This window comes from Mycobacteriales bacterium (assembly GCA_040902655.1).
Classification (GTDB): Bacteria; Actinomycetota; Actinomycetes; order Mycobacteriales; family SCTD01; genus SCTD01.
In genome coordinates this window covers 1-10231 of record JBBDWV010000020.1, presented here as the reverse complement: position 1 = coordinate 10231, position 10231 = coordinate 1, and the positions used below count along the sequence as shown (strand labels likewise).

At 71.6% G+C, this 10231-nt stretch carries 17 protein-coding genes and 1 pseudogene; all 18 read left to right on the top strand.

What is annotated here, in order from left to right; genetic code table 11:
• On the top strand, positions 1-635 hold a 635-nt coding region (locus tag WD794_06040), incomplete at its 5' end, for a prepilin peptidase (GenBank protein MEX2289871.1).
• 33 nt (positions 636-668) lie between these two features.
• Complete coding sequence (locus WD794_06035; GenBank protein ID MEX2289870.1) at positions 669-923, top strand: type II toxin-antitoxin system prevent-host-death family antitoxin; 255 nt, start codon at positions 669-671, stop codon at positions 921-923.
• Positions 920-1315, top strand: coding sequence for a type II toxin-antitoxin system VapC family toxin (locus tag WD794_06030; protein MEX2289869.1), 396 nt, complete (start codon positions 920-922; stop codon positions 1313-1315). The genes WD794_06035 and WD794_06030 overlap by 4 nt, the downstream gene beginning before the upstream one ends.
• Positions 1316-1477: 162 nt before the next feature.
• Positions 1478-2521, top strand: coding sequence for a type IV pilus assembly protein PilM (pilM, locus tag WD794_06025; protein ID MEX2289868.1), 1044 nt, complete (start codon positions 1478-1480; stop codon positions 2519-2521).
• Entirely contained in the window at positions 2518-3198 is a 681-nt protein-coding gene (locus WD794_06020; protein ID MEX2289867.1) for a PilN domain-containing protein, read from the top strand. The genes pilM and WD794_06020 overlap by 4 nt, the downstream gene beginning before the upstream one ends.
• 1 nt (position 3199) lies before the next feature.
• On the top strand, positions 3200-3925 hold the full coding sequence (gene pilO, locus WD794_06015) for a type 4a pilus biogenesis protein PilO (GenBank protein MEX2289866.1): 726 nt from the start codon (positions 3200-3202) through the stop codon (positions 3923-3925).
• Positions 3926-3934: 9 nt separating this feature from the next.
• Complete coding sequence (locus WD794_06010) at positions 3935-4642, top strand: hypothetical protein (protein MEX2289865.1); 708 nt, start codon at positions 3935-3937, stop codon at positions 4640-4642.
• Positions 4643-4729: 87 nt separating this feature from the next.
• Positions 4730-5071, top strand: a complete 342-nt coding sequence (locus WD794_06005) for a helix-turn-helix transcriptional regulator (protein ID MEX2289864.1) — start codon at positions 4730-4732, stop codon at positions 5069-5071.
• Positions 5068-5709, top strand: coding sequence for a nucleotidyl transferase AbiEii/AbiGii toxin family protein (locus WD794_06000; GenBank protein MEX2289863.1), 642 nt, complete (start codon positions 5068-5070; stop codon positions 5707-5709). The genes WD794_06005 and WD794_06000 overlap by 4 nt, the downstream gene beginning before the upstream one ends.
• Before the next feature lie 4 nt (positions 5710-5713).
• Complete coding sequence (aroC, locus tag WD794_05995) at positions 5714-6895, top strand: chorismate synthase (protein MEX2289862.1); 1182 nt, start codon at positions 5714-5716, stop codon at positions 6893-6895.
• 11 nt (positions 6896-6906) lie between these two features.
• Positions 6907-7416 (top strand): shikimate kinase, encoded by a 510-nt coding sequence (locus WD794_05990; GenBank protein ID MEX2289861.1) that lies wholly within the window; start codon positions 6907-6909, stop codon positions 7414-7416.
• On the top strand, positions 7413-8510 hold the full coding sequence (aroB, locus tag WD794_05985; GenBank protein MEX2289860.1) for a 3-dehydroquinate synthase: 1098 nt from the start codon (positions 7413-7415) through the stop codon (positions 8508-8510). The genes WD794_05990 and aroB overlap by 4 nt, the downstream gene beginning before the upstream one ends.
• On the top strand, positions 8507-8935 hold the full coding sequence (aroQ, locus tag WD794_05980) for a type II 3-dehydroquinate dehydratase (protein ID MEX2289859.1): 429 nt from the start codon (positions 8507-8509) through the stop codon (positions 8933-8935). The genes aroB and aroQ overlap by 4 nt, the downstream gene beginning before the upstream one ends.
• 47 nt (positions 8936-8982) lie before the next feature.
• The gene (locus tag WD794_05975) at positions 8983-9174 is read left to right on the top strand and encodes a CopG family transcriptional regulator (GenBank protein ID MEX2289858.1); all 192 of its coding nucleotides are present in this window, start codon (positions 8983-8985) and stop codon (positions 9172-9174) included.
• Between the two features lie 56 nt (positions 9175-9230).
• Positions 9231-9438 (top strand): annotated as a pseudogene (locus tag WD794_05970) (Fic family protein).
• Between the two features lie 4 nt (positions 9439-9442).
• The gene (locus WD794_05965; GenBank protein MEX2289857.1) at positions 9443-9565 is read left to right on the top strand and encodes a hypothetical protein; all 123 of its coding nucleotides are present in this window, start codon (positions 9443-9445) and stop codon (positions 9563-9565) included.
• Positions 9566-9575: 10 nt separating this feature from the next.
• Positions 9576-10019, top strand: coding sequence for a hypothetical protein (locus WD794_05960; GenBank protein MEX2289856.1), 444 nt, complete (start codon positions 9576-9578; stop codon positions 10017-10019).
• On the top strand, positions 10012-10200 hold the full coding sequence (locus tag WD794_05955; protein ID MEX2289855.1) for a hypothetical protein: 189 nt from the start codon (positions 10012-10014) through the stop codon (positions 10198-10200). The genes WD794_05960 and WD794_05955 overlap by 8 nt, the downstream gene beginning before the upstream one ends.
• Positions 10201-10231: the final 31 nt, after the last annotated feature.

The following is a 10231-nucleotide window of genomic DNA, read 5'->3' as shown; positions in this document are numbered from 1 at the left end:
GGCACACCGCCCCGGGGGCCGGCTGGCTGCTGCTCAAGGGCAGGTGCCGCAACTGCCAGGCGGCCATCAGCCCGCGCTACCCGCTCGTGGAGCTCGCCACAGCCGGCCTATTCGTCATCATGGCGCTGCGCTTCGGGCTCGACCCGGTCCTGCCGGCCTACCTCTACCTGGCGGCCGTGGGGCTCGCCCTCGCGCTCATCGACCTGGACTGCAGGCGCCTCCCGGACGCGCTGACACTGCCGAGCTACCCGGTCGCTGCGGTCCTCCTCGGCGCAGCGGCCCTGGCCGGCTCCGAGTCCGGCGACTTCCTGCGCGCCCTGCTCGGCGGCACCGCGATGTTCGCCGTCTACTTCGCGCTCTGCTTCGCCTACCCGGCCGGCATGGGCTTCGGCGACGTGAAGCTGTCCGGGATCCTCGGCCTGTACACCGCCTGGCTCGGCTGGGGTGTCCTGGCCGTCGGGCTCTTCCTCGGCTTCTTCCTCGGCGGCGTGTTCGGCATCGCCCTGATGGCACTCCGCAAGGGCGACCGCAAGACGGCCGTCCCCTTCGGGCCCTTCATGCTGCTGGGCGCCCTGATCGCCATCCTGGTCGGCCCCGAGCTGGCGCAGGGCTACCTCGACCTGACGGGCGTCTGAGCCGTGCCGTAGCACCGGCGCTACAGTTGCGGTGTGGCACGGACGATCAGTCAGCGTGAGCTCCGCAACGAAAGCGGGGCGATCATGCGCGCGGTCGAGGCCGGCGAGTCCTTCATCGTCACGCGCAACGGCGTGCCGCTGGCCGAGCTGACGCCGCTGACGCGCAGAACCTTCGTCCCGCGTGAGGAACTGATGCGTTCGGCAGCCTCGCTGGGACGCATCGACGCGAAGCGGTTCCGGGCCGACGTGGACGCCATCTTGGACCAGAGCATCGAACCCCGAGCATGACAGGACGCGGACTGCTCGACACGTCGGTCGTGATCGACTTCCTGGCGCTTCCGGCAGCCTCCTTACCGGACGACGGTGCCATCAGCACTGTGACGCTTGCCGAATTGTCAGCCGGGCCGCATGCCACGTCGGACCCGGCTGAGCGGGCGCTTCGTCAGCAGCGTGTCGCCTGGGCGGAAGGCAACTTCGCGCCGTTACCTTTTGACGTCGCGGCCGCCCGGGCCTTCGGCCGCATCTACGTCGGCGTGCTCTCTGCCGGCCGGAGGCCACGCGGCCGCAGCCTGGACCTCCAGATCGCTGCCGTAGCACTGGCGAACGGTCTGCCGCTCTACACACGCAACCCGGACGACTTCGTCGGCCTGAACGATCTGGTGCAGATCGTCGGCGTCTGATCGAATCGCTCGGCCGATTGGCTCACTCTACGTCACCCACTTCCTCAAGCCCCGACCTCGACCGGCCGATGCGTCCCTAGAACACCGACGGGACACCCCGCCGGACCTCCGCGGCCGACAGGCCGCTGCCTGAGGGGACGTGCAGTGGCAGGAAGACCAGTAGTGGGTCTGGACATCGGTACCTCCGGCGTCCGGGCCGCCGAGCTGAGCCTGGGCAAGGGAGCCGCCCGGCTCGAGCGGTTCGGCCAGGTGGCCCTGCCGCTCGGCGCCGTGCGTGACGGCGAGGTCATCGACGCCGACACCGTCGCCCGGGCCATCAAGCAGTTGTGGGCGCAGGCGAAGTTCAGCACCAAGAAGGTCGTCGTCGGCGTCGCCAACCAGAAGGTGGTCGTCCGCCAGGTCGACCTGCCGTGGCTGCCGATGAAGGAGCTGCGCCAGTCGCTCGCCTTCCAGGTGCAGGACTACATCCCGATGCCGGTGGAGCAGGCCATCCTGGACTTCCACCCGCTCGAGGAGTTCACCAACGACGCCGGCGGCCGGATGCTGCGCGTCCTGCTGGTCGCCGCGGCGCGCGACATGGTCGGCAGCGCGATCGAGGCCGTGAACAAGGCCGGCCTCTCGCCCTCCATGGTCGACCTGACGTCGTTCGCGGTCCTGCGCTCGCAGGTCACCTCGAGCGCCGGGTTCGCCGTCGAGGCGGAGGCGCTCGTCGACGTCGGCGCCAGCGTCACCAACATCGTCGTCCACCAGGGCGGCGTCCCGCGCTTCGTCCGGATCCTGCTCATGGGCGGCGGCGACATCACCGACGCCGTCGCCGAGCGGCTCGGCGTCCCGGCCGAGCAGGCCGAGTCGGTCAAGCAGAACACCGGCCTCGCCCTGATCCCGGGCCAGGCCGAGGCGCACCCGGCCAACCGCGCCATCGAGCAGACCGGCGCCGCCTTCGTCGAGGAGGTGCGCGGCTCGCTCGACTACTACCTCGCCCAGCCCGGCGCCGCCCGCATCGGCCGCGTCGTCCTCTCGGGTGGCGGTTCCCGCCTGTCCGGCCTGGTCGAGCGGCTCACCGCCGCCACCCGACTGCCGGTCGAGGTGGCCCACCCGATGTCCGTTCTGAAGATCGGCAAGACCGGCCTGACCGCCGACCAGCTCGCCTACGTCGAGCCGATGGTCACCGTCCCGGTCGGCCTCGCCCTGGGGGTGGCGTCATGAGCGTCCTGTCCGACATCCAGCAGGAGACGGCCCAGCCGGTCGGCACCGGCCATGTCGTCCTGCCGAAGGTCAACCTGCTCCCGCCCGAGATCGCCGAGCAGGCGCGCTTCCGCCGCATCCAGCTCGGTCTGGGCGCTGGCGTCCTCGCCGCCGTCGGCGCCGTCGCGCTGCTCTACGTCGGCGCCACCGGCAGCCTGAGCGACGCCGACGCCGAGCTGGCGACCGCCACCGCGACCGGCACGCAGCTGCAGGCCGAGAAGGGCAAGTACGCCGACGTCACCGCGGTGTACGCCCGGGCCGCCGCGGCCGAGGCCATGCTCACGCAGGCCATGGGCGAGGAGGTGCGCTACTCGCAGTTCCTCAACGACCTGTCGCTGAGCGTCCCGGAGAACGTCTGGGTCAAGAACATCTCCTTTGCGCAGGCCGCGGTGCCGCCGGCCCTCGGCTCCACCGAGCCCGGCATCGGCACGGTCACCTTCACCGGCGTCGGCTTCAAGCATGACGACGTGGCGGTGTGGCTGGAGTCACTGGCCAAGCAGAAGGGTTACGCCAACCCGTACTTCTCGAACTCGACTGAGGCCCTCATCGGCACGCGCAAGACGGTGAACTTCACCTCCACCGTCACGCTGACGACCGATGCCCTGTCGAAGCGTTACACCGCACCGGCCGGAGGCTGACATGGACAAGCTCAAGCAGTGGGTCGCCCTCACCGTCCTCGGCTGCCTGGCGGTCATGGCCGGCGGCTGGTTCCTGCTCGTGTCGCCCAAGCGCGCCGAGGCCGCCGCCGTCCGCGAGCAGGCCGCCTCCCAGGAGTCGACCAACGCCGGCCTCCGCACCCAGCTGGAGGTCCTCAAGGCCCAGGCCAAGGACCTGCCGAAGAAGCAGGCCGACCTGGCCCGCGTCGCCGCCAAGATCCCGGACAACCCGAGCCTGCCGGCGCTGATCCGCGCGCTGACCGCGGCCAGCACCTCGGCCGGCGTGGAGTTCGTCTCCGTCACCCCCGGCCCGCCGGTCGCCGTCGCGGCACCGGTCGCGGCCGCCCCGGTTGCCGGCGCCGCGCCCGCAGACGCTGCGGCCGCCCCGGCTGCTCCCGCCGCCCCCACCGATCCGGCTGCGGCCGCCGCTGGCGCTGCCGGACCGGCCGGTGCCCTCGCCGAGATCCCGGTCGCGATCAACGTCGTCGGTGGCTACTTCGAGGTGGCGCAGTTCATCGCCAACCTGGAGAACCTGCCGCGGGCGATGCGGGTCACCAACCTCACCCTCGCGCCCGGCAGCTCGCCGACGGCTGGGGACAAGGCCGGCTCGACCGAGGACGGCCGCACCCTCACCTCCACCATCACCGGCTCGGTTTTCCTGGCCGCCAACCGCCCGGCCGCGACGCCCGTTGTCGCCCCGGCGACGTAGGAGACGACGATGAGCGAGTTCAACCGGTTCGGCGCTGCCGAGCAGTTGTCGACGGACCCGGTCGAGGAGTCCGAGTCCTCGGGCAGCCGCAAGAAGGTGGTCGCACTCGGTGCGCTGGCCGCGGTCGTCCTCGGCGCCGGCGCCTTCCTCTTCCTGGGTGGTAGCGACGACGAGTTCGAGGAGTTCGTCCCGGTTGCCCGCGGTCCGCGTGCGGAGGCTCCGGTCGCGACGCCGACGCCCGCCGCCAAGCTCCCCGCTGCCTCGAAGATCACTCTTGGCCGTAACCCCTTCCGGGCCCTCTATGTCCAGCCGCCGGCGGGGGGGGCCCCCGCCGCGGGGGCGGCGACCACCGGCACGACGCCCACGACGCCTACGACCGGGACCACCCCGGTCGTCGTCGGCAGCGGCTCGACGCCGACCGGCGGCACCACCTACGTGCCGCCCACCACCACGAGCCCGGCGCCCGCGCCGGCACCCGCGGCGCAGAGCACGGTCAGCCTGAAGCAGGTCGTCGCCGGCAAGAACGGCGCCAACCCGACGGCGACGTTCGTCTACGACGGCCAGGAGGTGTCCGGTGCGCCCGGAGACGTGATGGCCGGCAAGCTCCTGGTCATCTCCCTGCAGCAGGACCACACCGGCTCCTGGTTCGCGAACCTCCAGCTCGGTGACGGCTCGCCGTTCGAGGTGCACGAGCGCCAGACGGTGGTCGTCCAGTAGCACGCTCGCTCGACGCTCTTCGGCCGCGGGACGCGTCGTGCGTTCAGCTGCTTCGCGGATCCGCGAACGAGACGTATTCTCTGCAGCGTGAGCACCGGACAGGAGGCGGACGAGCGTTTCGCGCCCGTCACGCTGCGGGCCGCTCGCCGTCGCGCGGACATGAGCCAGCGGGCACTCGCCCAGGCTGCGGGTGTCGCTCCGTCGGTGCTGTCCGCCTATGAGACGGGGGCGCGTCAGCCGTCCGCGAAGATGCTCGCCCGCCTGATCCGGGCGACCGGCGCAGAACTCGCGGTCGTGGAACCGGGACATGAGCGGTTGCGCCAGAAGGCACAACTCGAGTTGGCTGTGGGCACGGCGTCCGCCCTGCCGCGTCGACCTCCCGGGCCGCTGGTCATGCCTCCGTTCCGTGAGCTCACCCGCCGGCGGTGAGCTCGCCGCTCCTGGTCCTGGAGCGCGCCGTGCTGCTCCACGAAGCACTCGACGCGGCGGACATCCCGCACGCCCTCGGCGGTGCCCTGGCGCTGGCCTACCACGTACAGGATGCCCGCGGTACCAACGACATCGACCTCAACGTCACGTGTGACCCCGATCGGCCGCAGCCGCTGTTCGCGGCGCTGCCGGCGGATCTGCCCTGGACGGAGGCGGACATCGACAGCGTCCGCCGCACCGGGCAGGTCCGGTTGTACTGGCCCCATCCCGACGGCCCGCCGCGGTCGCCGGTCCCGGTCGACCTGTTCCTGCCGCAGGACGAGTTCCACGCCGTCGTGGCGGCCCGTACCGAGCTGGTGCCCATGCTGCACACGACGGTGCCCGTCATCAGCGCGACGGACCTGGCCGTCTTCAAGGCGCTGTTCAGCAGGACCAAGGACTGGGCCGACATCGAGGAGCTCCTGCGCTTCGGTCACGCCGATGCCGAGGAGGTGGGACGTTGGCTGGTCGAGCTGGTGGGTGCCGACGACGAGCGCCTGGCACGCCTCGCCGCTGCTGTCCAGGCGGCCGGAGCTCCGCACGTGCAGATCGTCGCGGCCGATCTGTTCGGCCGCGGGACGCGCCGTCTGGGAGACTGAGCGCATGTTGCGCTGGCTGACCGCAGGGGAGTCCCACGGCCCCGCCCTGATGGGGATCGTCGAGGCGGTGCCCGCGGGCGTCCGGCTCACCACCGACGACGTCGCCGACCAGCTCGCCCGGCGCCGGCTCGGCCACGGCCGTGGGGCCCGGATGGCCTTCGAACGCGACGAGGTCGAGTTCCTGGGCGGCGTACGCCACGGCGTCACGCAGGGCGGCCCGGTCGCGATCCGGATCGGCAACACCGAGTGGCCCAAGTGGTCGACCGTCATGGCGGCGGACCCCGTGGATCCCGACGCTCTCCAGGAGCTGGCCCGCAACGCCCCGCTCACCCGCCCGCGGCCGGGCCACGCCGACCTGGTCGGCATGCAGAAGTACGGCTTCGACGACGCCCGGCCGGTCCTGGAGCGGGCCAGCGCCCGGGAGACCGCCGCGCGGGTCGCGCTCGGCACCGTCGCCAAGGCCCTGCTGCGCCAGGCGTACGGCATCGAGGTCCTCAGCCACGTCGTCAGCATCGGCAGCGCGGCGATCGACCCGGCCACCCCCTTGCCGACGCCGACCGACCTCGGCGTCATCGACGAGAGCCCGGTGCGGGTCTTCGACTCAGCCGCCAGCGAGCGGCTCGTCGCCGAGGTCGACACCGCCAAGAGGGAGGGCGACACCCTCGGCGGCGTCGTCGAGGTGCTGGCGTACGGGCTGCCGCCGGGCCTGGGCAGCCACGTCCACTGGGACCGCCGCCTGGACAGCAAGCTCGCCGCCGCGCTGATGGGCATCCAGGCGATCAAGGGCGTCGAGGTCGGCGACGGCTTCCTGTCCGCCCGGCTGCGCGGCAGCCAGGTGATGGACGAGATCGTGCGCGGCGACGATGGGCTCACCCGCACGAAGGGCACCCTCGGCGGCACCGAGGGCGGCATGTCCAGCGGCGAGGTGCTGCGCGTCCGCGCCGCCATGAAGCCCATCAGCACCGTGCCGCGGGCGCTCAAGACGATCGACACCGCCACCGGCGAGGAGGCCGTCGCGCACCACCAGCGCAGCGACGTCTGCGCCGTGCCGGCTGCCGGCGTCGTCGCCGAGGCGATGGTCGCGCTGGTGCTGGCCGACGTGGCGCTCGAGAAGTTCGGCGGCGACTCGGTCGAGGAGACCCGCCGCAACTGCGAGAGTTACCTGAAGTCGCTGTCGATCCGGTGAGTGACCAGCCGGTGAAGCCCGTCCTGGTCCTCGTCGGCCCGCCCGGTGCCGGCAAGTCCACCGTCGGGCGACTGCTCGCCGAGCGACTCGGCGTCGGCTTCCGCGACACCGACGCCGACATCGTCGCGACCGCCGGCAAGCCGATCGCCGAGATCTTCATCGACGAGGGCGAGGAGCACTTCCGGGCGCTCGAGCGGATGGCGGTCCAGCAGGCGCTCCAGCAGCACGACGGCGTCCTCAGCCTCGGCGGGGGAGCGGTGCTGAGCGAGGACAGCCGCCGGCTGCTGTCGGACCACACCGTCGCCCTGCTGGAGGTCGACCTCGGCAACGCGACCGGCCGCGTCGGCCTCAACAGGGACCGGCCGGTGCTCGCGCTCAACCCACGGGCCCAGCTCAAGATGCTGCTGGAGCAGCGGATGCCGCTCTACCGCGAGGTCGCGACGTTCGCCGTGGACACCAACGGGCGCAGCGCCGAGGACGTCGTGGACGCGCTCCGGCAGGCGCTAGCGTCGTCGCCGTGACCGAGCCGACCCGCATCCGCGTCCGCGGCACCGTCCCGTACGACGTGGTCGTGGGGCACGGCCTGCTCGGCGAGCTGGCCGCCATGGTGGACAGGAGCGCGCGGGTCGCCGTCGTGCACCCGGCGGTGCTGCGCGAGACGGCGGAGGCGATCCGCAAGGACCTCGAGGCGAGCGGGCACGAGGCGGTCGCGGTCGAGGTGCCGGACGGCGAGGAGCAGAAGGACATCAAGGTCGCGGCCTACCTGTGGGACGTGCTCGGCCAGGTCGGTTTCACCCGCACCGACGCGATCGTCGGCGTCGGTGGGGGTGCCACCACCGATCTCGCGGGCTTCGTCGCGGCCAACTGGCTGCGCGGCGTGCGGGTCGTCCACGTCCCGACCACGCTGCTCGGCATGGTCGACGCCGCGGTCGGCGGCAAGACCGGTGTCAACACCGCCGCCGGCAAGAACCTGGTGGGCGCCTTCCACCCGCCGGTTGGCGTCCTGTGCGACCTCACCGCGCTCGAGACCCTGCCGGCGCACGACTACGTCGCGGGCCTGGCCGAGGTCGTCAAGGTCGGCTTCACGCACGACCCGCGGATCCTCGAGCTGATCGAGCAGGACCCGAAGGCCGCGCGGATCCCGGACGGCCCGCACACCCGCGAGCTGATCGAGCGGGCGGTCGCCGTGAAGGCCCAGGTCGTCGGCGAGGACCTCACCGAGCAGGGGCAGCGCGAGTTCCTGAACTACGGCCACACCCTCGGCCACGCGATCGAGAAGGTCGAGGACTACCGCTGGCGGCACGGTGCGGCGGTCTCCGTGGGATTGGCCTTCGTCGCCGAGCTGGGGCGCCTGGCCGGTCGGTTGGACGACGCCACGGCGGCGCGGCATCGCAGCGTGCTGGAGTCACTCGGCCTGCCCACCGGCTACACCGGCGACTGGCCGGCGGTGCACGCCGCGATGCGCATCGACAAGAAGAGCCGCGGCAACCGGCTGCGCTTTGTCGTCCTCGACGCGCTGGCCGCCCCGCGCATCTTGGACGACCCCGACCCGACGCTGCTCGTCGCGGCATACGAACAGGTCCGCAGGGACCGTGGCCCGGAGGTCAACCTGTGAGGGTGCTGGTGCTCAACGGCGTCAACCTGGGCCGGCTCGGCAGCCGCGAGCCGGAGATCTACGGCAGCACCACCCACCCCGAGCTCGCCGGGATCTGCCTGCAGGCCGGCAAGGAGCTCGGGCTCGACGTCGAGGTGCGCCAGACCGACGACGAGGCGCAGCTGGTCGGTTGGCTGCACGAGGCCGCCGACGCGCGTACCCCCGTCGTGCTCAACCCCGCCGCCTGGAGCCACTACTCCTACGCGCTGCGCGACGCCTGCGCCCAGCTCACCGCACCGCTGGTCGAGGTGCACCTCAGCCAGGTGCACGCGCGCGAGCAGTTCCGGCACACCAGCGTCATCAGCGGCGTCGCCGCTGCCACGATCACCGGGCTCGGCGTCGAGGGCTACCGCGCGGCGCTGCGCTTTTTGGCCCTGTCCACATAAACCGGCTCGACCGGCTGAGCGCAGCGTGCTGTCATGACCGTGTGGGCATGACACTGCAACTGACCGACGAGGAGACAGAGGCGTGGCGGCGGGCCGCCGAGGCCGAGGGCGTCAGCATGCAGGAGTTCGCGCGCGCGGCCATCCAGGAGCGGGCGACGAGGTGGGCCGTGGAGCGCGAGGCCTTCCTGCGCGACTTCGTCGCGAAGAACAAGAGCCTGCTCGACCGCCTCGCGGAGTGAAGTACCTCGACCTGTCGGACCTGCACGTCATCGGGGACCTGGCTCTCGACGCTCCCATGGAGGTGCGGGACCGGGCCTGCTCAGTCGGCTCCCGCCCGACCCAGGACGACTGTCTTCGGTGAGCACGCCTATCCGTCGATGTGGGACAAGGCCGCGGCGCTGATGCACTCGCTGGTGCGCAACCACGCCCTGGTCGACGGCAACAAGCGCCTAAGCTTCACGGCAGCGGTTCTGTTCCTCCACCGCAACAGCGTCGCGCTGGCCCTTCGTGGAGGGCGAGGCGTACGACCTGGTCATCGCCATCGCCGAGGGGCGGCTGGACGCCCCGCAGATCGCAGCGGCTCTCGAGCCGTGGGGACAGTCCGGCTGGGTTGTCGCAGGGTCGATTTAGCTTCCCGGTCATGCCGTTGAGCCCGGACGCAGTGCCCCTCGTTGTCGCGTTCGTCGCGCTTGTCGTCGGTCTGCTGGGCGCCGGTGTCAGCACCGTGGCCATCCTGCAGAAGCGCGCCGCTGACAGGCGCAACGCGTTGTGGGACCGGTCGAAGTTCGCCATCACCATGAGCCACAGCAGTAGCCCCGTGGAGCGCCTGCTCGGAACAGACATGATCTTGATGCTGCTGGACCAGGACGAGCTACCGGCCAACGACGCCGCCTTGCTCCGACTGGCTGCGCTGCGGGCTGTGGGGGAGGGGGTCGCGACGCAAGCTGGCGCGGACGAGTTTGCGGCGATGCGGCAATCGCGTCCGGTGAGGTCCGGACGGGAGACGCCGCCGGCGGACCTGCCGATGGACAAGGCCGTTGACGAGGCTCAGGATGACGGCAACGAAGGGAAGCGGGATGTCTGAGCGAGCCATCCACGACGACACTGCGCTGGCGCGGCGTGCGGCGCGGATCTCAGCAGCTCAAGCCGTCGTCAAGGCGGACAAGCGACTTGGGCTGGAGACGCACCCGAGCATCGAGAACCTCGCGAAGGCGCCACTCGTGCCCGCCGACGATTCCGAGCCACATCGGCGCGTGGCGTCCTGATCTAGCTCGGTCAGTAGACTCGCTGCTCATG